Source organism: Exiguobacterium sp. s157, assembly GCF_018618205.1.
Lineage (GTDB): Bacteria > Bacillota > Bacilli > Exiguobacteriales > Exiguobacteriaceae > Exiguobacterium > Exiguobacterium chiriqhucha.
In genome coordinates this window covers 101,556-125,728 of the sequence record NZ_JACSLQ010000004.1, presented here as the reverse complement: position 1 = coordinate 125,728, position 24,173 = coordinate 101,556, and the positions used below count along the sequence as shown (strand labels likewise).

23 protein-coding genes are annotated in these 24,173 nt (G+C 53.1%); 22 read left to right on the top strand and 1 reads right to left on the bottom strand.

Annotation, left to right across the window (positions count from 1 at the left end; translation table 11 throughout):
- Nucleotides 1-78: 78 nt before the first annotated feature.
- Nucleotides 79-3,738 carry a S8 family serine peptidase gene (locus KNP67_RS09415; protein WP_214756528.1) on the bottom strand — a complete coding sequence of 1,220 codons (3,660 nt, stop codon included), beginning with the start codon at nucleotides 3,736-3,738 and terminating at the stop codon, nucleotides 79-81.
- Between the two features lie 339 nt (nucleotides 3,739-4,077).
- Here KNP67_RS09415 and KNP67_RS09410 point away from each other — a divergent pair, with 339 nt between their 5' ends.
- The 22 genes from KNP67_RS09410 (at nucleotide 4,078) to dnaG (ending at nucleotide 24,169) form a co-directional block, all read left to right on the top strand.
- On the top strand, nucleotides 4,078-4,722 hold the full coding sequence (locus KNP67_RS09410; RefSeq protein ID WP_131471279.1) for a class I SAM-dependent methyltransferase: 645 nt from the start codon (nucleotides 4,078-4,080) through the stop codon (nucleotides 4,720-4,722).
- Nucleotides 4,719-5,186 carry an S-ribosylhomocysteine lyase gene (locus KNP67_RS09405; RefSeq protein ID WP_021065678.1) on the top strand — a complete coding sequence of 156 codons (468 nt, stop codon included), beginning with the start codon at nucleotides 4,719-4,721 and terminating at the stop codon, nucleotides 5,184-5,186. Before KNP67_RS09410 ends, KNP67_RS09405 begins: the two co-directional genes overlap by 4 nt.
- Nucleotides 5,187-6,125 (top strand): PLP-dependent cysteine synthase family protein, encoded by a 939-nt coding sequence (locus tag KNP67_RS09400; protein WP_214756527.1) that lies wholly within the window; start codon nucleotides 5,187-5,189, stop codon nucleotides 6,123-6,125.
- Nucleotides 6,091-7,248, top strand: a complete 1,158-nt coding sequence (locus tag KNP67_RS09395; RefSeq protein WP_021065680.1) for a bifunctional cystathionine gamma-lyase/homocysteine desulfhydrase — start codon at nucleotides 6,091-6,093, stop codon at nucleotides 7,246-7,248. The genes KNP67_RS09400 and KNP67_RS09395 overlap by 35 nt, the downstream gene beginning before the upstream one ends.
- A 132-nt stretch (nucleotides 7,249-7,380) precedes the next feature.
- A complete protein-coding gene (rarD, locus tag KNP67_RS09390) occupies nucleotides 7,381-8,259 on the top strand; it encodes an EamA family transporter RarD (RefSeq protein ID WP_021065681.1) in 879 nt (292 codons plus the stop codon).
- Nucleotides 8,260-8,350: 91 nt separating this feature from the next.
- Complete coding sequence (gene deoC / locus KNP67_RS09385; RefSeq protein ID WP_021065682.1) at nucleotides 8,351-9,016, top strand: deoxyribose-phosphate aldolase; 666 nt, start codon at nucleotides 8,351-8,353, stop codon at nucleotides 9,014-9,016.
- A gap of 77 nt (nucleotides 9,017-9,093) precedes the next feature.
- A complete protein-coding gene (gene rpsU, locus KNP67_RS09380; protein ID WP_029334745.1) occupies nucleotides 9,094-9,288 on the top strand; it encodes a 30S ribosomal protein S21 in 195 nt (64 codons plus the stop codon).
- A 33-nt stretch (nucleotides 9,289-9,321) separates the two neighbouring features.
- Nucleotides 9,322-9,771 carry a GatB/YqeY domain-containing protein gene (locus KNP67_RS09375; protein WP_021065683.1) on the top strand — a complete coding sequence of 150 codons (450 nt, stop codon included), beginning with the start codon at nucleotides 9,322-9,324 and terminating at the stop codon, nucleotides 9,769-9,771.
- Between the two features lie 136 nt (nucleotides 9,772-9,907).
- On the top strand, nucleotides 9,908-10,420 hold the full coding sequence (locus KNP67_RS09370; RefSeq protein WP_021065684.1) for an NfeD family protein: 513 nt from the start codon (nucleotides 9,908-9,910) through the stop codon (nucleotides 10,418-10,420).
- A complete protein-coding gene (floA, locus tag KNP67_RS09365) occupies nucleotides 10,417-11,397 on the top strand; it encodes a flotillin-like protein FloA (protein ID WP_021065685.1) in 981 nt (326 codons plus the stop codon). Before KNP67_RS09370 ends, floA begins: the two co-directional genes overlap by 4 nt.
- A 5-nt stretch (nucleotides 11,398-11,402) precedes the next feature.
- Nucleotides 11,403-11,837 (top strand): hypothetical protein, encoded by a 435-nt coding sequence (locus KNP67_RS09360; protein ID WP_214756526.1) that lies wholly within the window; start codon nucleotides 11,403-11,405, stop codon nucleotides 11,835-11,837.
- Between the two features lie 134 nt (nucleotides 11,838-11,971).
- Nucleotides 11,972-12,928 (top strand): PhoH family protein, encoded by a 957-nt coding sequence (locus KNP67_RS09355; protein WP_029595222.1) that lies wholly within the window; start codon nucleotides 11,972-11,974, stop codon nucleotides 12,926-12,928.
- Between the two features lie 18 nt (nucleotides 12,929-12,946).
- Nucleotides 12,947-15,028, top strand: a complete 2,082-nt coding sequence (locus KNP67_RS09350; RefSeq protein ID WP_021065688.1) for an HD family phosphohydrolase — start codon at nucleotides 12,947-12,949, stop codon at nucleotides 15,026-15,028.
- Nucleotides 15,006-15,482 carry an rRNA maturation RNase YbeY gene (gene ybeY / locus KNP67_RS09345; protein WP_021065689.1) on the top strand — a complete coding sequence of 159 codons (477 nt, stop codon included), beginning with the start codon at nucleotides 15,006-15,008 and terminating at the stop codon, nucleotides 15,480-15,482. Before KNP67_RS09350 ends, ybeY begins: the two co-directional genes overlap by 23 nt.
- Nucleotides 15,479-15,829 carry a diacylglycerol kinase family protein gene (locus KNP67_RS09340; protein ID WP_029595224.1) on the top strand — a complete coding sequence of 117 codons (351 nt, stop codon included), beginning with the start codon at nucleotides 15,479-15,481 and terminating at the stop codon, nucleotides 15,827-15,829. The genes ybeY and KNP67_RS09340 overlap by 4 nt, the downstream gene beginning before the upstream one ends.
- A gap of 35 nt (nucleotides 15,830-15,864) precedes the next feature.
- Nucleotides 15,865-16,773 carry a GTPase Era gene (gene era / locus KNP67_RS09335; RefSeq protein WP_029595225.1) on the top strand — a complete coding sequence of 303 codons (909 nt, stop codon included), beginning with the start codon at nucleotides 15,865-15,867 and terminating at the stop codon, nucleotides 16,771-16,773.
- Between the two features lie 3 nt (nucleotides 16,774-16,776).
- The gene (recO, locus tag KNP67_RS09330) at nucleotides 16,777-17,526 is read left to right on the top strand and encodes a DNA repair protein RecO (RefSeq protein WP_021065692.1); all 750 of its coding nucleotides are present in this window, start codon (nucleotides 16,777-16,779) and stop codon (nucleotides 17,524-17,526) included.
- Between the two features lie 288 nt (nucleotides 17,527-17,814).
- Complete coding sequence (glyQ, locus tag KNP67_RS09325) at nucleotides 17,815-18,708, top strand: glycine--tRNA ligase subunit alpha (RefSeq protein WP_370447070.1); 894 nt, start codon at nucleotides 17,815-17,817, stop codon at nucleotides 18,706-18,708.
- Nucleotides 18,701-20,755: a glycine--tRNA ligase subunit beta gene (gene glyS / locus KNP67_RS09320; protein WP_021065694.1), complete on the top strand. Its 2,055-nt coding sequence runs from the start codon at nucleotides 18,701-18,703 to the stop codon at nucleotides 20,753-20,755. The genes glyQ and glyS overlap by 8 nt, the downstream gene beginning before the upstream one ends.
- A gap of 21 nt (nucleotides 20,756-20,776) precedes the next feature.
- On the top strand, nucleotides 20,777-21,406 hold the full coding sequence (ccpN, locus tag KNP67_RS09315; RefSeq protein WP_021065695.1) for a transcriptional regulator CcpN: 630 nt from the start codon (nucleotides 20,777-20,779) through the stop codon (nucleotides 21,404-21,406).
- Nucleotides 21,393-22,241 carry a pyruvate, water dikinase regulatory protein gene (locus KNP67_RS09310; RefSeq protein WP_051627707.1) on the top strand — a complete coding sequence of 283 codons (849 nt, stop codon included), beginning with the start codon at nucleotides 21,393-21,395 and terminating at the stop codon, nucleotides 22,239-22,241. Before ccpN ends, KNP67_RS09310 begins: the two co-directional genes overlap by 14 nt.
- A gap of 107 nt (nucleotides 22,242-22,348) precedes the next feature.
- On the top strand, nucleotides 22,349-24,169 hold the full coding sequence (gene dnaG, locus KNP67_RS09305; RefSeq protein WP_235045158.1) for a DNA primase: 1,821 nt from the start codon (nucleotides 22,349-22,351) through the stop codon (nucleotides 24,167-24,169).
- The last annotated feature ends 4 nt before the right edge of the window (nucleotides 24,170-24,173 follow it).

Here is a 24,173-nt window from a genome sequence, read left to right as displayed (position 1 = left end):
CGGCTCTCGCGGATGCGGGAGCCGTTTTTGTACCTAGAAAAAACAGGCTCGCGATTTGGGCGCGAGCCTGTCGAATTATTATTTGACGAGTGTGATCGTCTTCGTCGTCACGTTGCCGGCGAGGTCGGTCGCCTCGAACGTGAACGTGTTCTCACCTGACGTCACAGGAAGCGTGACCGTCTGTGTTTTCGCGAATGAACGCATCTCATACGGTTCTTTCAGCGCTTGGCTGAATTTCAAGTCGCCGTTGACGAGAAGTTTCACTTCGTCGAAGTTGTCTTTCACCGTTACAGAGACGTTGACCGTCGATTGTTTTTTACCGATTTTTTTCGGTAGTTTTCCAAGTTCGATGCTGGCTGGTGTCGTATCCACAAAAATCGCACGTTGGAAGTTGGTCACGTTTCCAGCCGCATCCTCGGCGACGAACCGTAACTTATGGACACCGTCCGCGAACGTCCGCGTCGTGTCGAAGATGTGTTCTTTCTTCGCATCGTCCCATGTGAGCGGAACGTCAACACCGTCGACTTGGAACGACTGGATCGCAGATGCGTCTTGAATCGTTCCAGCGACCGGGACAACCGATGTCGCGTATGGCGTCAAAGCGAGCGGGGCGTTCACGAACACTCCAGGCTTATCCGCGTCTGTCGAGTAAGCGACCGTCTTCGTTGTGCTGTTGCCAGCGTGATCGACGACGCGAACGCTGACTTGATCGGCGTCACTGACGCCTGTGAACGTATAGGCCTTGCCATCAGCTTGCTTGGCGACGGATTTTCCGTTCAAGAAATATTCGACCGAATGGATGCCTGAGAACTCATCTTTCGCTTGGACCGCCAAGCTCTCCCCTTGCCATTTCGTCGTGAACGTCGGGTCCGTGTAATCGACTTTGACTGGGAAGCGAAGCGTCTGGGCTTGTTTTTTCATGTAATCGATGCTTCCTTCGATTTCATAGAAGTATTTGCCGGCCGGGGCTGGTTTGCCATTCAACTGACCATCCCATGTGTAAGCGGCCGAGTAGTAATAAGGTGTGTTGGCACCGCCGTCAAAGTAGTTCTTGCGAAGTTCTTCGTCTTGGAACAACGTCCGGACGACATTGCCGGCCTCGTCGACGATGCGATACTTGACGTCCTTGGCGTTACGGAGCAACGAGAACACCGGTACAGCGACATCTTTTGAGCCATCTTTGTCTGGTGAGAAGGCGATTGCGTCGGCAGAGACCGATTCGTCAAGGTTCGAACCGAGATAGTTCCCTGTTTGATCGACCATACCTGATACTTCGTAGAACGAGCCGTCTTCATAGATGGAGGCATCGAAGATTGGCGCCTTGCCCCAGTCTCCTTCGAAACCGACGAACGGTACGACGAGTGACGGGTTGCCCTCAGGACCGTTGACGTCCGTCAAGCGGACGAATCCATCAACGAAGTAACCGTTCTCGAAGACGTCTTTCGCCGGTACGAGGCCGTCGAGCGTTTTCGGATTGAGCACTTTCGCTTTCGAGACGTCAAGTGCGACTTTGAGTTCTACTTTCGCGTTCGGTTTTACTTTGACCGTACTGACTTTCTTCCCGTTGACGGTCACTTTTGCATTCTCGAGCGCTTGGGCTTCCATCGCGTTCTGAACGAGTCCAGACGTCTGCTCGATAGCGAGATCGGTCTGGAGTGACGAAGACACGTTATACGACACAGCCTTGTCCGACAAGTTCTCGACGACAAGCGTGAACGTCGCCTTGCTGCGGTTCAATTCCTTGAGCGCGACTTTCGCTTCTTTCGTCTTCTTCTCGTACGCGATTGCCGGTGTCGAGACGGCAGCATGCAATTGCATGAGACCAGCTCCACCACGACGCGGCGTGTAAGGGAGGTTTTGTTGTAACTGTTTGTTGAGCGGTCCGATATCCGTGACAGCTTTCGATGTGTTGATGAGCAAGTTCTTCGCCATCGTGACGCGTGCTGTTCCTGTCAAATTGAAGTCGCGGTCGACGCGTTCGAGGACGAGGGCAGCTCCGCCGGCCACGTGTGGGGCAGCCATCGATGTACCACTCATCAAGCCGTACTGGTTATCGTTCAACGTCGAGAAGATCTGTCCGCCCGGTGCTGAAATTTCTGGCTTGAAGTCGAGGTTTGGCGTCATGCCCCACGACGTGAAGTTCGAGAGCTGACCGGCCGCGCCGTTCGTGACACTGAGGCGATCGCCGGCAAAGCCGATTGTCATCTGTTCACCAGCGAGGAGACGTTGTTGCAACGTGTTCCCGTCTTTGATGCTAAGCGAGGCCATCGGGATTTTCGGGTTGGCCAATGCCATGCTCACATAATCGCCGTGACCGACAGCTCCACGGACAATGACGCCAGCTGCGCCGTTCGCTTCGGCTGTCTGTTGAATGTTTGAATAGAAGTAACTGCCGTCGCGAACCGCGAGGACGATTTTTCCTTTAACGTCTTTTCCGACGTATTGGCTCGGTTGGCCGTCGCCGACGTAAACGAGGTCGTAATTGCCTTGCGTGAAGGCAGGACCGTCTTGTTTTTTCCAACCGATTTTGTCAGTGGCGTCACCCGACTTGACTGAGAACGCGTCCAATTGAATTTGATCGTTCTCGAGCGAAGCGACGGATGTCGACGCCGAGCTGACACTCGGGGCACCGACGACGCCCGTGTCCGGATTATCGGCGTACGGAAGGTCGTAACCGTTGCCGAAGTAAGCCGAGTTTCCAGCCGAAATCGACATGAAGACACCGTTATCGACGGCACGTTGGACGGCTTGTTGTTCCGGTGAGTCGGCATCGACGAATCCGGCCGTTGAGCCGAGACTCATGTTGATGACGTCCGCACCGAGTTTGATGGCGTCATCGATGGCTTTAATGTAGATATCGCCGTATGTCGAAGCATAGTTCGGGTCGTTACTGAATACTTTGAGCCCGAGCACTTGTGCCTCAGGAGCGACACCTTTCAAGCCACCGGCCGCTTCATCCCCGTTGGCGGCGACAGTACCCGAGACGTGCATCCCGTGCATCGAGGCGCCAGGTGAATCGTCACGGATATCATCGTTCTCATCATAATAGTTATAAGCGTATGGGACTTTCTCGTTTATGTAAGCTCCAGGCATGCCGAACGTGCTGACGGCCGTCTCGACTTCTGTTTGAGACAACTCGGCTTTTGAATCATCCGTAAGACGGAAGTCACGGTGGTCGGCGTCAACGCCTGTATCGATGACAGCGACGATCGTCCCTTCGCCCGTGAACCCGTAATCGCCCCACGTCTGCTGTGATTGGACCATGCCATTACTCGTGACCATGTCCGGTTTGACTTCTGGACGTTCGTACTCGTTGACGACGTGGACGCTTGCGACTTCAGGCAACGCCTCGACCTTTTTGACGTCGGTCGCTGTGAGCATCGTACTGAAACCGTTGAAGACGGTCGTGAACTCTTCGAGCGTCACGGCCTTGACGCCTTTTTTCGAGATGGCAGCTTTCGCTTTCTTTTGTTCGGCTTTGACGAGCTTTTGAGCGCCGTCTTTCTCCGTTTTCGTCAACTCGTTAAACTTTTTACCCTTTTTCTTTGCTTGTTCGATTGCTGGGGCACCGACAAGTTCGACGACGACGCGCAATTTCTCATGTTTGTCGGTCGAGCTCACGCTTTGTTTGACAGATGGCTTGGCTAGGACAGGTTCTGCGCCGAGGCCGAGTAGGCCGGGCGTCAACGCGAGGCAAGTCGCGAGGGAGACGTTCAAATAAAATTTCGGTTGTGGCAATTTAGTATCCTCCAATCGTTTTTTGAAAAAATAAATCCATTTGTGGAAAAGGATAGCGGATTTCAAACCAAAATTCTTCCTATTTTTTAAACGATAGGGTAATGAATTTGAACAAATTAAAAGATTCTGACAATTACTTTGGACCTATCCACGTTAAAATGTGGATAGGTCTTTTCTCATTTCCTGACTCTTTCATCGGATTAACAATAAATAATTCATCTCTCTCAAACAATATGGGCAATTCGCTTGAGATTTTAATCTAAAGTTGATACAGTCTGTAGTAGATAAATCATATAAAACTTATCGATATAGTCGGAATAAAGATGATGGGGTGACAACATGGGATTACAATTCATGGACATTTTTAAGGAATGGGCGTCAGAATATGACGCGACCGTGACCGGACATGACGAACAGTATCGTGAAGTGTTCGCCGGGTACGAGACGATGCTCAACGAGGTCGTCGACCAATTAGAAGGCCGGGTCATGGAATTCGGAAGCGGGACAGGGAACTTGAGTGCAAAAATCTTGGAGCGCCACGAATTGATTTCGGTCGAACCGTCTCCGGAAATGCGGGCCGTCGCGGCCGAGAAGTTACAGCTCGATATCGTCGACGGTGACTTTCTCAACTATCCGACGGATCAACAGGTCGATACAATCGTGTCATCCTATGCGTTCCATCATTTGACGGATGATGAGAAACGGACGGCGATTCGAAGTTACGTCGAACACCTCGACGCCCCGCGCTTCGTCTTGCTCGATACGATGTTCGCCTCGCAAACAGCGAAACGGGACATCTTGGACTGGGCCGAAGCGAACGGCTATACCGATTTACTCGAGGATTTGAATCGAGAGTTTTATCCATATACCCAGACGATTCAAGCGATGCTCGAAGCAAACGGCTATACGGTTACGCTCACGCAAAAAAATAAATTCGTCTGGCTCGTCGTGGCCACGAAACAATCAGGAGGAACTCAATCATGAAAAGTTATAAAGTCGAAAGCTTTAATTTAGACCATACAAAAGTACAAGCGCCTTACGTCCGTTTAGCTGGAGTGAAGAAAGGGACGGCCGATACGATTTATAAATATGACATTCGCTTCATTCAACCGAACGAAGGGCTTATGCCGATGCGCGCCGTCCATTCGCTCGAGCACTTGATTGCCGAGAACAGCCGTAGCCACTCGAATCAAATCATTGACGTCTCGCCGATGGGTTGCCAGACAGGCTTCTATTGGACGATGTTGAACGACGGGGATTACGAAGCGATGCTCGACCTCGTTGAAGCGACACTCCGCGATGCAGCAAATGCGACAGAACTTCCAGCGCAAAACCCGATTCAATGCGGCAGCGCGAACCATCACGATTTCGAGGGTGCGAAGAAGCTCGCGGCCGACATGCTTGCTAAGCGTGACGAGTGGCACATCATCTTCAAGGACGAAGCGTAAATGATTGTCCAAAGCGTCTATGAATTGATCGGGGAGACGCCTCTTCTCGAATTGCGGACGTTACCGGTTCCTCCGGGTGTCAAAGTGTACGGCAAGCTCGAGATGATGAACCCGGGCGGTAGTGTCAAGGATCGGCTCGGTCTGCAATTGATTGAACGGGCGCTTGAACGTGGACAACTCGTACGCGGGGGAACGGTCGTCGAACCGACGGCCGGGAACACCGGGATCGGGCTCGCACTCGCCTGTCAACGTCACGGCATCAAGTTGATGACCGTCACTCCGGAGAAGTTCAGTCAAGAGAAGCAAGCGCTCATGGCGCTTCTCGGGGCGACCGTTGTCAACACGCCGACGGAGCTCGGGATGAAAGGGGCCATTGCGCGGGCGAAAGAGCTCGCCATCGAACATGACGCCTATGTGCCGGAACAGTTCTCGAATCCGGATAATCCGGACGCATACGTCGACACGCTCGCGCTCGAGCTTCAGGCCGACCTGCCGAACATCGATGTGTTCATCGCCGGGGCCGGCTCAGGGGGGACGTTTACAGGTGTCGCGAGCAAGTTGCGGCCGAACGGGACGAAGACGATCGTCGTCGAGCCGGAAGGGTCGATTTTGAACGGTGGAGCACCAGGGCCGCACAAGACAGAAGGCATCGGCGTCGAGGCGTGGCCGGCGTTCTTGCCGCGCGAGCTCGTCGACGGGATTTACACGATTACGGACGAAGAGGCGTTCTATTATGTCGCCCACCTCGCCAAACAAGAAGGTTTGCTCGTCGGAAGTTCATCCGGAGCGGCTATCGCGGCATGCGTACAAGAAGCGGCTCAGATGACAGAAGGCGTCATCGTGACGATTTTACCGGACAGCGTTGAACGTTATTTAAGTCAAGGAATAGTCAAGGAGGCAGAATATGCGTACAAAAACAGCACTCATTCACGGCGGTAAAACAACGGACCCGTTGACGGGAGCCGTCACACCACCGATTTATCAGACGAGCACGTATAAGCAAGACGGCATCGGCAATCTCCGCGAAGGGTATGAATATTCGCGGACGGCCAACCCGACACGGACGGCACTTGAGACGCTCATCGCCGATATCGAGGGCGGTGCCAGCGGGTTTGCGTTCGGTTCTGGGATGGCAGCCATCTCGACGATTTTAATGTTAATGAAATCAGGGGACCACGTCATCGTCGGTTCTGACGTATATGGGGGAACGTACCGTGTATTCAATCGAGTATTTCAATCACTTGGCTTGGAGGCAACTTTTGTCGATACGGCCGATACGCAAGCGGTCCGTGAAGCGCTCCAGCCGAACACGAAAATGATTTACGTCGAGACACCGACAAACCCGTTGTTGAACGTGACGGACATGCGCCTCATCCGCGCCATCGCCGACGAGGCGGACGTCCTGTTCGTCGTCGACAACACGTTCATGACACCGTACTTCCAAAACCCGATCGAATTGGGGGCGGACTACGTGCTTCATAGCGCCACAAAATATTTAGGCGGCCATAGCGACGTCGTCGCCGGTCTCGTCGTCGCCCGCACGGAAGAGCTGGGAGAGCGTTTGGCGTTCTTGCAAAACTCAGTCGGCGCGGTACTTGGACCACAAGACAGCTTCCTCGTTGTTCGCGGCATCAAGACGCTCGCGGTCCGCATGGAAGCGATTGAAGCGAACGCGCTCGCGCTCGTCGACTACTTGACGAAGCATGAAGCCGTCAGCCGTGTCTTGCATCCGAGTGTCGGCAGCGAAGAAGCGAAGCGGGTCCACTTGTCCCAGGCACGTGGTTTCGGTGGAATGATCGCCTTCGACGTCGGTTCAGCCGAAGCGGCCGAACTCGTCGTCGCGAAGACGAAGTACTTCACACTCGCCGAAAGTCTCGGCGCGGTCGAGAGCTTGATTAGCGTACCAGCTCGGATGACGCATGCGTCAATTCCTGCGGAACGCCGTCTCGAACTCGGGATTACGGACGGACTCGTCCGCATCTCGGTCGGCCTTGAAGATGTACAAGATTTGATTGAAGATTTGGAGCAGGCGCTCGCGACCGTGGCGACGATTCCGAACTAAGTTGCATAGCGATACGAGGTGCGCTCGCGAGCGTGCCTCTTTTTGTCGTGTGCAAGGTGAAAGAATTCGCTTGAATGTCCTAATCGCATCGACTACACTGACGATAATTGATTACGAGAGCGGGTGAACAGAGTGAACAAAGGCGTCATGCCAACGGTCGGGGCCTACGTCATGTGGGGCGTCCTACCGATTTATTGGAAGTTTTTGCAGGAAATACCGAGCGGTCAAATCTTGGCCCATCGCATCGTCTGGTCGTTCCTCTTCATCTTACTTGTCTTGAAATGGACGAAACAGTGGACCGAGTTCAACTATGCGCTTCGGCACCGGGCGACAAGGAACGCCTTTATGTTGAACGGATTTATCGTCAGTGCCAACTGGTTCGTCTACATATGGGCGGTCAATCACGGCTATATCATCGAAGCGTCACTCGGCTATTACATCAATCCGCTCGTGAGCATGGTGTTAGGTGTGCTTGTTTTTCGGGAATCATTAAATCGAGTACAATGGCTGGCGGTGACCGTGGCGGCAATCGGCGTGCTCGTCTTGACGTTCGGCTATGGGTCGTTCCCGTGGATCGCGTTCATTTTGGCCAGTACGTTCGGGTTTTACGGGATGGTGAAGAAACGCCGTCCACTTGCCTCGACGGTTAGCCTCGGCATCGAGACGCTCGCGGTCGTTCCGGTCGCTATCATTTTCTTGGGTTGGCAAACGTCTCAGGGAGGATTGACGATGACGACCGAACCGGTCATTTGGGTTGCGTTGGTCGGGACAGGCGTGATGACGGCGCTACCCCTTCTTTTGTTCGGGTACGGGGCGCAACATATCCCGTTCACGCTCGTCGGGTTTCTTCAGTTCATCGCACCGACGCTCAGTCTCGCAATCGGGGTCATTCTCTATAATGAACCGTTCACGGGCTATCACGTTTTTGCGTTCACATGTATATGGATTGCCATTTTCTTCTTTAGTTGGAACAGTTGGATCCAGACGCGGAAACGCCGTCAACTCGTCTGAATTGAAAGCTGTTACATTTCAAGAAAACATGATAATATGTTAGATGTCAGACCTATATGTCAGACCGATACATCAGAGGAGGAATTTTACGATGGAATTAGCACGTTATATCGACCACACAGCCTTGAAGGCAGAAACAACGAAAGATCAAGTCACAAAACTTTGTGCCGAGGCGCTCGAATACAAATTCGCAAGCGTCTGTGTCAACCCGACATGGGTGAAGTACGCGGCGGAACAACTCAAATCAGATGACGACGTCAAAGTATGTACGGTCATCGGCTTCCCACTCGGAGCTAACACGCCAGAAGTGAAAGCGTTCGAAACTAAAGACGCGATTGCAAACGGCGCAGGCGAAATCGATATGGTCATCAACATCGGTGCCATGAAAGACGGCGATTTCGATCTCGTTGAGCGCGATATCCGCGCTGTCGTCGAAGCGGCAAACGGAACGCTCGTTAAAGTCATCTTTGAGACGTGCCTCCTTACGAAAGAAGAAATCAAAAAAGCGGCTGAGCTTTCAGTCAAAGCAGGCGCAGACTTCGTGAAAACGTCGACTGGCTTCTCGACAGGCGGTGCGACAGTAGAAGATATCCGCCTCATGCGTGAGACGGTCGGACCAGATCTCGGCGTTAAAGCTTCAGGCGGCGTACGTGATTTCGAAGGCGCACAAGCTATGATTGATGCCGGCGCGACGCGCATCGGCGCATCAGCTGGAATCGCCATCGTTACAGGCGGACGTTCAGACAGCGACTATTAATAACTAGTGGTTGACCGCACGACTTACTTTCACTATAATATGTTATGACGTGTGAAACACGTTTCCTTAGTCGTGTAATTCGGAGGGAGGGAAAACTAGTGGAAACTCGTGTCCGTAAAAACGAATCGCTTGAAGACGCTCTTCGTCGTTTCAAACGCGGTGTTTCGAAAGATGGCACTCTTGCCGAAGTTCGCAAACGTCGTCACTACGAAAAGCCAAGCGTAAAACGTAAATTGAAATCAGAAGCTGCGCGTAAGCGTAAGAAATTCTAATTTCAGTTTCATTTGTAGAGAGGGTGTTAGCTCATGAGTCTTCAAGAACGCTTGACGGACGACATGAAGCAAGCCATGCGCGCGAAACAAAAAGATCGTCTCACGACGATCCGGATGGTCAAAGCGTCGCTCCAAAATGAGGCCATCAAATTTGGTCGACAAGATCTAACTGAGGAAGAGGAACTCACGGTGCTCAACCGAGAGATGAAACAGCGCAGAGACTCCCTCCGAGAATTCGAAAGCGCTGGTCGTGAAGACCTTGCTTCTAAAGTAGCTGACGAGATTGTCGTACTAGAGGCCTATATGCCTGAACAACTTTCTGAAGATGAAGTCACGGCGATCGTGAAAGCAGCTATTGCTCAAACGAATGCTACAGGCCCGTCGGATATGGGTAAGGTGATGGGCGTCGTCATGCCTCAAGTTAAAGGCAAGGCAGACGGTGGTCTTGTGAACCGCATTGTCAAACAACAATTGACGAATTAATGAGAGAGACAGGGATTTTTGGGTCAAACCAAAAGTTTCTGTCTTTTTTTGCGTATTCCGAAACCAAAAGCGAACTTGTTTCGTATACACTAGAGATAAGAGGTAGCTTGTGAACTCGGAAGGGGGTTGCAATACGATGACATTTGGTCTCGGAGTGATTCTGACGGTGTTTTTTGTCGGGATCGTCCTTCTAGGAATTGAAGTGTTCGTTGCCGGTTTTGGATTGTTCGGCGTGCTAGGGATTGGGGCGGTCGTCGCCAGTTTGATTATGGCGGGTGCCACAATCGGACAACTGTGGTTGTCGCTTGGTTTAGCCACGGCCATCGTCGCTGGACTCGGATTTTGGGCATATCGTCGCCTACAGTCCAATCGATCGCTCATGTATAAAGGGTTGATTTTGACCGATTCGACGTCAACAGACAAAGGGTATTTGTCCCACGATGACCGCAAACGGTTGCTCGGGAAAGTCGGGGTCACGTTGACGCCGCTTCGCCCGGCGGGTACCGCTGAGATTGACGGAGAACGGATTGATGTCGTGACAGAAGGTAGCTATCTCGATTCGCAAACGAAAATTCAGGTGTATAAAGTCGATTCAGGACGCGTTGTCGTCCGCAACTTTATAGAGCCGAAGGAGGATGTAACAGAATGACACCAGAACTATTGACCACGTTACTCATCTCGGGTGGAGGATTGATTGCGCTCGCCGTATTCTTCACGTTCGTACCGGTCGGGCTGTGGATCAGCTCGTTCGCCGCTGGCGTCCACGTCTCGATCTTCACACTAATCGGGATGCGACTCCGTCGCGTCGTCCCATCGAAAATCGTCAACCCGCTCATCAAAGCGGTCAAAGCCGGCATCGGCTTGAACACGAACCAGCTCGAGAGTCACTTCTTGGCCGGGGGTAACGTCGACCGTGTCGTCAACGCCTTGATTGCGGCCCACCGTGCCGATATCGAATTATCGTTTGAACGTGCCGCAGCAATCGATCTTGCTGGCCGTAACGTGTTAGAGGCGGTTCAAATGTCCGTTAACCCGAAAGTCATCGAAACGCCGTTCATCGCTGGTGTGGCCATGGATGGGATTGAAGTGAAGGCGAAAGCCCGCATCACAGTCCGCGCCAACATCGATCGTCTTGTCGGGGGTGCCGGGGAAGAGACGATTATCGCCCGTGTCGGTGAAGGGGTCGTCTCGACGATCGGTTCACAACACAACCATAAGCACGTCTTGGAGAACCCTGATATGATTTCACGTACCGTATTGACGAAAGGTCTCGATTCAGGGACCGCATTTGAAATCCTATCAATCGATATCGCCGACATCGATATCGGTAAAAACATCGGGGCGGTCCTCCAGACCGACCAAGCCGAAGCTGATAAGAAAATCGCGCAAGCGAAAGCGGAAGAACGCCGCGCGATGGCAATCGCCCGTGAGCAAGAGATGAAATCATCGGTCGAAGAGATGCGCGCCAAAGTCGTCGCGGCCGAGGCGGAAGTTCCGCTCGCGATGGCCGACGCACTTCGAAATGGCAAACTCGGGGTCATGGATTACGTCAACTACTTGAACGTCCAAGCCGATACAGAAATGCGTAAAGCAATCGGTCATCCTGTCGAATCTGATAGAGAGTAACGGACATGGATGGACTCTGGGTACTACTCTTAGCCGCTTTCGGGATTGCCTCGGCGGTCATGAAGCGGATGGAGAAACCATCATCTACTGGAGAACGACCACCGAGTACGGATTTGAAACGTTATCTCGATACGGTCGGTGACATGATGAAAGAAGTCGAGGCGACGTTCGATGAGCCGCGCAACAAGCAAGACAAACCGGCTCCTCAGAAACTACGTCGCCGTGTCGCCGCACCGGCCGAAACGACAGACCGACATGCACCGCGTCGACGTGAAGAACTACCGCACGTGAGTACCCAGTTCGAACAGACGGTCAAAATTCCACCGATTACCGAGTCGACCGAGTCGCGGCCACAACCGCGCATCTCGATGAAGCAAGTTCGGCAAGCGGTCGTGTGGAGTGAAATTTTGCAACCGCCGGTGTCGAAACGCCGTCGTTAAACCTGAGGCAGTGACTCCGTGTCACTGCTTCTTTTTGTTGGAGGAATGGACGGTCTTTCTTTCACGAACGGCTTGATAGTGCTAAAGTAAAGAAGGAACAATCTACTGATGGGGAGGAGAAACAACCATTGATTATGACTGATAAAATTCCGTTCGTCATGGAACATGCGAACGAAGCGCAGGCGCTCCTCGGACCGAAGGACGAGGTATTTCAAGCCATCGAAGCAGAACTCGCGGTCGCACTCACTCCTCGTGGAGAAGAATTAATCATTCAGGCCGATACGGCCGATACGCTCGAATTGACGAAGGCCGTTATCAAGACGTTGCAACAACTCGTTAAAAAAGGGGCTCGCTTGAACGAAAGCGATGCCATCAGTGTGATTCAACACATCAAGGTCGGCAAGGGCGACGAGTTGCTCGAGCATTATGAGCGAGTCGTCTTCACGACGAACAAAGGGAAACCGATTCGGGCGAAGACGGTCGGACAGAGCCGATATGTCCGGGCCATCGAAAAACGTGACCTCGTGTTCGGAATCGGACCGGCGGGGACCGGGAAGACATATTTGGCCGTCGTTTTGGCAGCGCGTGCGCTGAAAGAAGGCCAAGTCAAACGAATTATTTTGACGCGTCCGGCGGTCGAAGCGGGTGAAAACTTGGGCTTCTTGCCAGGCGACTTGAAAGAGAAGGTCGACCCGTACTTACGGCCGTTGTACGACGCCTTGTTTGACGTCTATGGCGTCGAACAGACGAACCGATTGCTCGAACGCGGCACGATCGAAGTCGCGCCGCTCGCTTACATGCGCGGCCGGACGCTTGAAGATGCGTTCGTCATTTTAGACGAGGCGCAGAATACGACGAAAGAACAGATGAAGATGTTTTTGACGCGACTCGGTTTCGGCTCGAAAATGGTCGTCACCGGTGATTTGACGCAAGTCGATTTGCCGAAAGGCAAAGCGTCAGGACTGCAAGAAGCGTTACATCTGCTTGAAGGAGTCGATGGGATTCATTTTGAACATTTCACGTCGTCCGACGTCGTTCGCCATCCGCTCGTCAAGAAAATCATTAACGCCTATAGTAACGAACTCACATAACCAAAAGGGGGGGCACTGATGCAGCAAGCACGTCATTGGACGGTCGCGACAATCTCCGTCCTCTTTTTTCTCATTTTAGGCGCGATTCTATACTTTACGGTGCGCCCATCCATCATTAGTGTCGAGCCGCTCGGGATTGCCGAACAGGACATTCGCTCGCCGGTCACGATTGAAGACCGGACGGCGACGGAGCGGTTACGACAAGATGCGATCAATAGCGTCGGCAGTCAGTTCTCGTTGCGGCGCGAGTTTGCCGATCAACAGATCGCCAAAGTCGAGCAACTGTTCGCAGCGTTCGAAGAGACGGAAGATGACACCGAGCTATCAGACATCAAAAATCGCTTGAATTCGACCGAGGTGAACGGATTCCTCGGTGATGATGAACTGAACCTTCTGCTCGAGGCGAGCGAGAACACCCGTCGTACGGTCGAAGACGTCACCGTGACGGCGCTCCAAGAAGTGATGGGTAACCGCATCGACACGAGCTCACAGTCCATCTCAGAAGCGAGAGATCGGGCTGAGACACTTGTCGACCAATCACCGCTCTCACTCGAGTTCCGGGCGATCGCTAACAGCCTGAGCGATCAATTGATCGTACCGAACTACGTGTTCGACTCTGAAGCGACACGTGAGAAAGAACAGCAGGCGGTCGATGCGGTCGAACCGGTCATCATTCAAGAAGGCCAGTTGCTCGTCAACCAAGGCGAGGTCGTGACGCGCGAAATATACCGCAAACTCGAATTGACAGGGGCTATCGATCCAAATCGTTCGTTCGCACCGCTGTTCGGGGCTTACTTACTGAGCGGACTGTTGACAATCGGTTTTCTGTTCATGTTAATCCGTTCGAAAATCCAACAATTGTTACTCCGCCCTAAAATCTTGATTACTGTCTATGGATTATTATTGTTACAGCTCGGCATCTTCTTTGGTGTCGGTTATATCGGTATCGAGTTCACGACATATGCGTACGTGCTCGCACCGACGGCATTCGTCGTCCTGTTGTTGCGTATCCTCGTCGATGAACGGGTCGCGCTCGCCTCGGCGTTGATCACGATGATTGCCGGGTCGATTGTGGCGAGTTTCGGGCAAAACACGAGCTTCATGACGGTCGTCTATTTCGCGACCGGAAGTTTCTTGGCCGTCTTCCTCGTCGAACCGAAGATTCAGCGCAAACGACTATTCTTGTCCGGTGTGTTGCTCGGCATTATCAATATCATCATGGTGCTCGCGCTCTTGTTCTTGCGCAACACGCAAGTGACGTGGGAGATGGTCGCCTACTTATCCGGTTTCGCCATCACGAGCGCGCTGTTGTCCATCGTGCTCACGTTCGGCTTCTTGCCGTTCCTCGAACCGTGGTTCGGCGTCCTATCGTCGGGTCGCCTCATCGAATTGATGAGTCCGACGCATCCGCTGTTACGCAAGTTGTTGATGGAGGCTCCGGGGACGTATCATCACAGCATGATGGTCGCCAATTTGGCCGAATCGGCGTGCGAGGCGATTGGTGCCGACGGACTGCTCGCCCGGGTCGCCAGTTATTATCATGACCTCGGTAAGACCGAGCGTCCGCTCCATTTCATCGAGAATCAGCAGAACGGCGTCAACCCGCACGACCGGCTCACACCGGAGGAATCAGCCGACATCATCATGGCCCATCCATATGACGGGGCCGATCTGTTGAGTCGTTATAAGTTGCCAAAAGAGATTATCGATATCGCCGAGCAACATCACGGCACATCGCTCTTGAAGTTCTTTTATGTGAAAGCGAAAGAGACGCGTGACGTCAATGAATCACGGTTCCGCTACCCGGGACCGAAGCCGCAGACACGCGAGGCGGCGGTCGTCATGATCGTCGATTCGATCGAGGCGGCGGTCCGGTCACAGAAGCAACCGACACCAGAACGGATTCGTCAGCTCGTCAGTGCGATTATTCGTGATAAGCTACAAGACGGGCAATTCGAAGACTGCGAGTTGACGACGAAAGAAGTATGGCGCGTCGGGGAAAGCGCGTGTGAGACGCTGACCGGCCTGTTCCATGAACGAATCGAGTATCCAGAACTGAAGAAAGAAGGAGACTTACATGCAAATCATTTCGAACGATGAGCACGGCTTATTGTCGGATGCTCAAATCGAGCTCGTTGAATCCATATTGGTCCATGCGGCGATGGAAGAAGACGTCGAAGAACCGAGTGAGCTATCGGTCACGTTCTTGACGAACGATGAGATTCAAGCCATCAACCGCGAATGGCGCGGGAAAGATGCGGCGACCGACGTCATCAGTTTCGCCTTTGATGAGATGGGAGAAGACGAGATGGACTTCATGCTCGATGAAGACGAGCCCCGTCTCTTAGGGGACTTGCTCATCTCGGTCGAACGTTGTCGCGAACAGGCGGCCGATTATGGCCACTCGTTCGAACGGGAACTCGGATTCTTGGCGATTCACGGATTTCTCCACTTGCTCGGGTATGACCATATGACGCCCGAGGAAGAAGCAGAGATGACGGCGCGCCAAGAACAAGTGCTCGCTCACTTCGAGCTGAAACGAGGCGAAGTGTGAAACCGTTCTGGTTCGCCTTGCACGGCATCGTGCACGCAGTGCGGACCGAACGCAACATGCTGATTCATCTCGTATCGAGCCTGCTCGTCGTCGTGTTTGCCTGGTGGCTCCCGACGACGAAACTCGAGAACTTGATTCTGTTCGGCTGGGTCGTGCTCGTCATCGCGCTCGAGCTGATGAACACGGCGGTCGAACGCACGGTCGACCTCGTCACGAAAGACATCCACCCCCTCGCGAAGCAAGCGAAAGACGTCGCGGCCGGGTCGGTCCTCGTCGCAGCGATCGGGGCCGCCATCACGGCACTATTCATTTTTGGCCCTTATATAATCGACAAATTCGTTATATGATTGAACGTATTGGAAATTTAGAAAGCAGGTGCACTATGTATCAAGAAGATTTTAAATCAGGTTTTGTGTCCATCATCGGTCGTCCGAACGTCGGGAAATCGACGTTCTTGAATCGGGTCATCGGACAAAAGATTGCCATCATGTCAGACAAGCCGCAGACGACGCGCAATAAGGTCCAAGGTGTGTATACGACGGATGATTCGCAAATCATCTTTATCGACACGCCAGGGATTCATAAGCCGAAACACCGTCTCGGCGATTTCATGATGAAAGTCGCGACGAACGCACTACGTGAAGTCGACGCGATCCTCTTCATGGTCAACGTCACGGAACCGCGCGGCGCCGGCGATGAGTTCATCATCGAGAAGTTGAAAGGGCTCGACACGCCAATCATTCTCGTCATGAACAAAATCGACTTGATTCATCCGGACGAGATTCCGGCTGTCATCGAGCAGTATACGAATCAACTCGATTTCGCGGCGTACGTCCCGATTTCGGCACTTCAAGGCAACAACGTCGAACCGCTCCTTAAAGAAATCAAAAAGTTGCTCCCGGAAGGACCGATGTATTATCCGGCCGACCAAGTGACCGACCACCCGGAACGGTTCATCATCTCTGAATTGATTCGCGAGAAAGTGCTCCATAAGACGCGTGATGAAGTGCCGCACTCAATCGCGGTCGCCATCGAATCGATCAAGAAACGGGAAAACTCGGAAATGATTGATGTCGAGGCCGTGATCATGGTCGAGCGTGATTCTCAAAAAGGAATCGTCATCGGCAAAAAAGGTGCGATGCTCCGCGAAATCGGGACAGAAGCGCGCCACGACATCGAGGCGCTCCTCGGGACGAAAGTGTATTTGAACCTATGGGTGAAAGTGCAAAAAGATTGGCGTAACAAGATGGGCCAACTCCGCGACCTCGGTTTCCGCGACGACGAGTATTAAGCCATGTTGCAAAAGGTCACGGGAATCGTCATTCGGACCGTCAATTACGGAGAGTCGAACAAAGTCGTCACCTTGTTCACCGAAGAGCTCGGAAAAGTTGCCGTCATGGCACGAGGGGCGAAAAAGCCGGGCAGCCGTCTGCATTCGTCGAGTCAGCCGTTCGTCGAAGCGGTATATATCTTTCCGGCGAGTCGTGGCCTCGGCCAATTGAAATCGTCGGATGTGATCACGTCTTATCCGGAAATCCGAAAAGACGTCGAGCGGATGGCATACGCCATGTATTGGCTCGAACTCGTCGACCGGACGGTAGAGGACCGCGTCCCGAACCGTCCGCTCTATCGCATCTTGAACGACGCCCTGCAGGCGCTCAATGCAGGGATGGATCCGGAAGTGATCACGCATCACTTCGAACTGCGCATTTTGCACTTGCTCGGGGTCGCACCGGTCTTGACCGGCTGCATCCGGTGCAACGATGTGACCGACCCGATGTACTTCTCGGTGACGGCCGGCGGCTTCCTCTGCGCCCGGCACCAAGAAGAAGGATCGATTCGCATGAGCGAGCGTCTGGCGAAGTTGCTCTATTTGATGAGCCGGCACGAACTGTCCGAATTCAGTAACGTTCCGCTCACGAAAGAGACGCGGATTCTGCTCCGACAGCTGTTTGATGCGTATATGGACTCCTATAGCGGTCTGCGGCTGAAGACGAAACGGGTCCTCGACCAAATGCAGCGATTGTACTTGAACGATGATTGACTTTTTCGACAAGATTCGATACCATAATCTACGATTAGACAAATGAAATAGCGTGCGCAATGAAGGAAAACAAGTAGCTTTTATACCGTGGGTGCAGCGAGTTCGGGAAGGTGGAAGCCGAACGCCAGGTTGAAGTGAATGGCAATTCCAGAGCGCCCACAATCCAAAGAGTGGCCTCATCTCGAGGCAAGTAGGGTGGAACCGCGGGTAATCCCGTCCCTATGTGCATGGCACATAGGGGCGTTTTTTGTCGTTTCAATACTTTTGGAGGTGTCACATATGAAGCACATGACCGTGCAAGAAATTATTTTGACGTTACAAAATTTCTGGGCGTCGAAAGGCTGTTTGACAATGCAAGCGTATGACGTTGAGAAAGGGGCCGGCACGATGAACCCGATGACGTTCCTACGGAGTCTCGGACCCGAGCCGTGGAACGTCTGTTACACAGAGCCATCACGTCGTCCGGCGGATGGACGGTACGGAGAAAACCCGAACCGCTTGTATCAGCATCACCAATTCCAAGTCATCATGAAGCCGTCGCCAAGCAACATCCAAGAGCTTTACTTAGAGAGCTTAGAGTTGATCGGGATCAATCCGCTCGAGCACGACATCCGTTTCGTCGAAGACAACTGGGAGAACCCGACGTTCGGTGCGGCCGGACTCGGTTGGGAAGTCTGGTTGAACGGGATGGAAATCACTCAGTTCACGTATTTCCAACAAGTCGGTGGCATCGAGTGCGATCCGATCGCCGTCGAGATCACGTACGGTCTTGAACGTCTTGCGTCATATATCCAAGAAGTCGAAAGCGTGTTTGACCTCGTCTGGACAGACGGATTCAAATATGGCGATATCTTCTATCAGCCGGAATTCGAACATTCAAAATATACGTTCGAGCTCTCGGACGTCGATATGTTGTTCACATTGTTCGATACGTATGAAAAAGAAGCGAAGCGTGCCTTGGACGAAAACCTCGTCTTCCCGGCTTACGACTATATCCTTAAATGTTCGCATACGTTCAACCTTCTCGATGCGAAAGGCGCCATCTCGGTGACAGAACGGACCGGTTTCATCCAACGCGTCCGTAACATGTCCCGTGCATGTGCCGCCAAATTTATCGAAGAGCGGGAACGTCTCGGTTTCCCACTTTTGAACCAACAGAAAGCAGGTGCCCTTGATGCGTGACCTTTTATTAGAAATCGGACTTGAAGAATTACCAGCCCAATACGTCCTCCGTTCAGAAAAACAATTGGCGGAACGCGTAACTACCTTCTTGACGGAAGCCCGTGTCCAATTCGGTGCCATCACCGTTTATTCGACACCGCGCCGCCTCGCCGTTCTCGTCAAAGACGTGGAAGAGAACCAACAAGATTTGACGGAGACGCTTCGCGGACCAGCGAAAAAGATTGCTCAAGATGCTGAAGGAAACTGGTCGAAAGCAGCCGCCGGCTTTGCCCGTGGCCGCGGCCTATCGGTCGACGACTTGTACTTCGCCGAAGAGAAAGGTGTCGAGTACGTCTTCGCCGACCGTCATGAATCAGGTCAACCGACGAGCACGTTGCTCCCAGCACTCGAAGACGTCGTCCGTGGCATGACGTTCCCGAAAAACATGAAGTGGGGCACGAGCAGCCTACGCTATATGCGTCCGATTCGTTGGCTCGTCGCCTTGTTCGGTGCCGAACAAATCGATTTCGAAATCGAAGGCGTGAAGACCGGGAACGTGACGCGTGGTCACCGTTTCTTGAGTAAGGGTGACGTCGTCATCACGGAACCGGCTGCCTACGCTGAGACGCTTGAACGCGAGTTCGTTGTCGCTTCGTACGAAGACCGGAAAGGGCGCATCGAACGTCAAATCGAGGAGTTGGCTTCAGAACAGGGGTGGACCGTCCCGCTCGATGCCTCGTTGCTCGAAGAAGTGACGAACCTCGTCGAGTGGCCGACAGCGCTATTCGGTGAATTCGATGCCCGTTATCTCGAACTTCCAGAAGAAGTCTTGATTACGACGATGAAAGAACATCAGCGCTATTTCCCGGTTTATATCGGTGAAACGCTCAAAAACTATTTCGTGACCGTCCGTAACGGAAATGCTGAACACCTTCAAAACGTTGCCAAAGGGAACGAGAAGGTCATCCGGGCCCGCTTGGCAGATGCCGTCTTCTTCTATGAGGAAGACCAAAAGACGAAGATTGACGAACAACTCGTCCGTCTCGACCGCATCGTCTTCCATGAGAAGTTGGGCACGACGGGAGATAAGGTCCGTCGCGTCGAACAGCTCGCAGGAACGCTTGCGCCATTGTTCAATGCGGATGCAGCCAAAGTGGCGCGTGCCGGTGCCATCCATAAGTTCGACCTCGTCAGCCAAATGGTGTATGAGTTCACAGAACTTCAAGGAGTGATGGGTGAGAAGTATGCGCTCCAACAAGGTGAGGACGCGGAAGTGGCCGCGGCGATCCGTGAGCACTACATGCCGCGCTTTGCTGGTGATGCCTCGCCGGCGACATCGACGGGTGCCGTACTCGCACTCGCCGATAAACTGGATTCGATTGCTGCCTTCTTCGGAATCGGCATGATCCCGAGCGGTTCACAAGATCCGTTTGCGCTCCGTCGTCAAGCCCAAGGGGTCGTTCAAATTTTGGCGGATTGGAAGATTGCTTTGCCACTCGACAAATTACTTTCACAAGTTGTCGATTCGCAACTTCAGGCAGGACTTTACGATGCCGATAAAGAACAAGTCAAGGCGCAACTCGAGGACTTCTTCATGCTTCGCTTGAAGTATCGTCTGCAAGAGCGACAAGTCCGTTATGACGTCATTGACGCGGTCTTGACGACTGGCCTTGCGATCGACCGACTCGATGCGAGAGCGGATGCGGTTCAAGCCATGCTCGCGAGCGAGGCGAAACTGCTCATCGAACAATTGACACGCGTCGTCAACATCGCTAAAAAAGGCGAGGCCGGGGACGTCGATCCGTCATTGTTTGAAAATACGGAGGAGAAAGATCTCCACGCTGCCATCGAAGCGACGTTACCGGAGACGGAACGCGCGGTCGAGGCGGGCGACTATCATCAAGCAATCACATCATTGCGCGCCCTAGAACATCCGATTAGCACTTATTTTGAAAATACAATGGTCATGAGCGATGTCGAAGCGATTCGCGAGAACCGTCTGCGCGAGATGAAACGACTCGCTGCGACAATCGAGAATGTCGCCGATTTTAGCGCGCTCGTACTCTGACCAAACTTGAGGGGGTTGGCTATGCAGCTGAATGAACGCCAACAGAAGATCGTTGAAATCGTAAGGGTCAACGGACCGATCACGGGGGAGCAGATCGCCCAAGAGCTATCGCTCACCCGGGCCACGCTCCGACCGGACCTTGCCATTTTGACGATGACTGGAATACTAGAAGCCCGACCGCGTGTCGGCTACACGTTCGTCGGCAAACGAAACTCATCCCTGCTTCGGGAAAAGCTTGACTCGTTGACGGTCGGAGACTTCATGTCGTCGGCGAAAGTCGTCAGTAACGAGATGACGGTGTATGACGCTGTCGTGACGTTGTTCTTGGAAGACGTCGGCTCGCTGTTTGTCGTCGGGAAAGACAATGAGCTCGTCGGCGTCCTATCGCGTAAAGACTTACTCCGGGCTGCCATCGGTAATCAAGATCTCGATCAGTTGCCGGTCAACGTCATCATGACCCGGATGCCGAACATCACGGTATGCGAGAAGGGTGAGACGTTGATTCGGGCCGGAATGAAGTTGATCGAGAAGCAAATCGATGCCATGCCGGTCGTTGAAGAGAAGGATGGCAAGCTGATTGTGCTCGGTCGCATGACGAAGACGAACATGACGAAAGTATTAATCGCGCTCGCTAACGATGAGTCGTTCTGAGGAGGAATCTGGTTTGACACTGACACAAAAACAACTCGTATTTGTCGTGAGCGATTCAGTCGGCGAGACGTGTGAACTCGTCGTCCGGGCCGCGAGCATCCAATTCCATGAGAATGCGATTGAGACGCTCCGCATCCCGTTCGTCGAAGATGAACAGACGATTCACGACGTCGTGACACAAGCGCGTGCCCAAGGAGCGGTCATCGCCTTCACGTTGGTCAATGAAGAACACCGGTCGTTGCTCGTCCGTCTCGGACAAGAGTACGGTGTGAAGACGGTCGATTTGCTCGGGGATTTGCTCGATGTGCTCGCTGGTCAACTCGGTGAGAGTCCGCGTGAAAAACCAGGACTCATCTATCGTTTGGACGAAGATTATTTTCGGAAAATCGAAGCGATGGAGTTCGCGGTCAAGTACGATGACGGACGTGATCCGCGCGGGTTGAAAAAGGCGGACATCGTCCTCGTCGGCGTCTCACGGACATCGAAGACACCGCTCTCGCAGTATTTGGCCCTGAAGCGCTATAAGGTCGCGAACGTGCCGCTCGTGCCGGAGTCACGCCCGCCGGAAGAACTGTTTGAATTGCCGCCTGACAAGTGTGTCGGCTTGATTATCTCCCCTGACAAATTGATTTCGATTCGGATGGAACGGTTGAAGTCGCTCGGATTAAAACCCGAGGCCGATTACGCCCAACTCGAACGGATTAACCGGGAGCTCGAATACGCCCGTGGGATTTACGAGCGGATCGGTTGCGAGGTCATCGATGTGACGAACAAGGCCGTCGAAGAGACGGCTGGCATCATTTTGCGGATGCTCGATCAATCAAAAGAGGATTGAGCACTCGGATTAGTAATCGACTGGTGATAACGGTATAATAGAGTACTGACATGACATTGAAACGGAACGTGGTGAACGTTCCGTTTCGTTGCGAGTTTGGATAGGGAGTGGTCAAGTTGCCGCGCATACCGGATGAAGTCATTGCGGAAGTAAAACAAGCCACAGATATCGTTGATTTAATTAGTGAACGCGTTGAATTGAAGAAGCAAGGACATCGTCTCGTCGGGCTTTGCCCGTTCCACTCGGAGAACAGCCCATCGTTCTCCGTGTCCCCGGAGAAAGGGATGTATCACTGTTTCGGATGCGGCGCCGGCGGGAACGTGTTCACGTTCGTTATGGAGACGGAAGGACTATCGTTTCCAGAGACGATTGAACGCCTCGCCACGCGAGCGAATATCGCAATCGAAGGTGGCGTGTCGGGCGACGAGGAATTATCGCGAGACCAAGTCCTCCGTAAACAGATGCGCGATGCGCATCGGGTCGTGGCCGACTTGTATCACGAGGTGTTGATGAAGACCGAGGCGGGCGAAGTCGGATTGACGTATTTGCAGCAGCGCGGTTTAGAGGAGTCGACGATCGGTCAGTATAAGATCGGTTACGCGCCCGACCATCGCCGATTCACCGTGGATTCATTAGAACGAAGAGGTTTCGACCTCGAGGTCATGGTAGAAGCGGGATTGATTTCTAAGTCTAGATCCGGTGAATATTTCGACCGGTTCGAAGGCAGAGTCGTCTTTCCGATTGCGGATCGAGACGGCACCATCGTCGGATTTAGCGGACGGGCGATCGATGAGCGACAGCCAAAGTACGTCAATACGGCGGATACTCCGTTATTTAATAAGAGTGAACTCTTATTCGGGTTCTCACAGGCCCGCGCCACGATGCGCAAACAAAAACGTGTCTTGCTCGTCGAAGGAAACGTCGACGTCTTACAAGTCGCGCAAGCCGGGACGAAAGAAGTCGTCGCCTCGCTCGGGACAGCGTTCTCGTCCCAACATGCCCGCGCCTTGGCCCGCATGGTCGAAGAAGTCATCATCTGTTACGACGGCGATACGGCCGGACAGGAAGCGACGATGAAAGTCGTCCGCTTGCTCGAAGGCTATCCGCTCGACGTGCAAGTGTTGATGTTACCTGAGAAGACCGACCCGGACGACTACATTCGGACGAACGGGGCGGAACAGTGGCGTAAATTGGTCGAATCGGAACGGTTGTCCGTCCTCGATTTCATGAACCGCACGCTCCGGCGTGGGAAAAACATGAATCGAGAAGGAGAACGGATACGGTTTATTGAATCTATGCTTGTGGAAATTAGTAAAACGGATAACTCGATTCGCCGTGACCTGTACGTGAAGAAGCTGGCCAACGAATTTGAGATTCCGGTCGAGACGTTATTGTCGCGGATGCCGAAGACGTCTTCGAAAGAAGCCGTCCCACAGCCCGTCCGCGAACCGGAGCCGGTCCGCCGGCGTTCGTCTAAAGCAAACGAGCCACGCTACGTCAAAGCGGAGAAGTTATTGCTGCGGGCGATGTTGAGTGGTCCGGAACGGGTTCGTTTCGTCCGGGACCGCCTCGGTCTGTCCTACCAGGACGAGGTGCACCGGATGTTGGCGACGGCATTGTATGAAATCGTCTCCGAGGACATGACACACGAGGAGTTCGAACAGGTCGCCCCTCCGTTCATGGAACGATATTGTGACCAACGTCCGGACTATGCGAATCGTTATGCCGAGATTCGACTCATGGCCGCACCGGATGAACTGACCGAAGAGGTTTTAGATGAATACATTAAGGTCATAAACAGTTATGAGGAACAGCGTCAAATCGAGCGGGCGAAAAGGGAAATCGGACAAGATGCCGAAAGTATAGTAGACCAGGCATCCAAGTTACAAGAATTGATTACCCGGAGTCGTCGGCTTCGTGAACGATGAACGT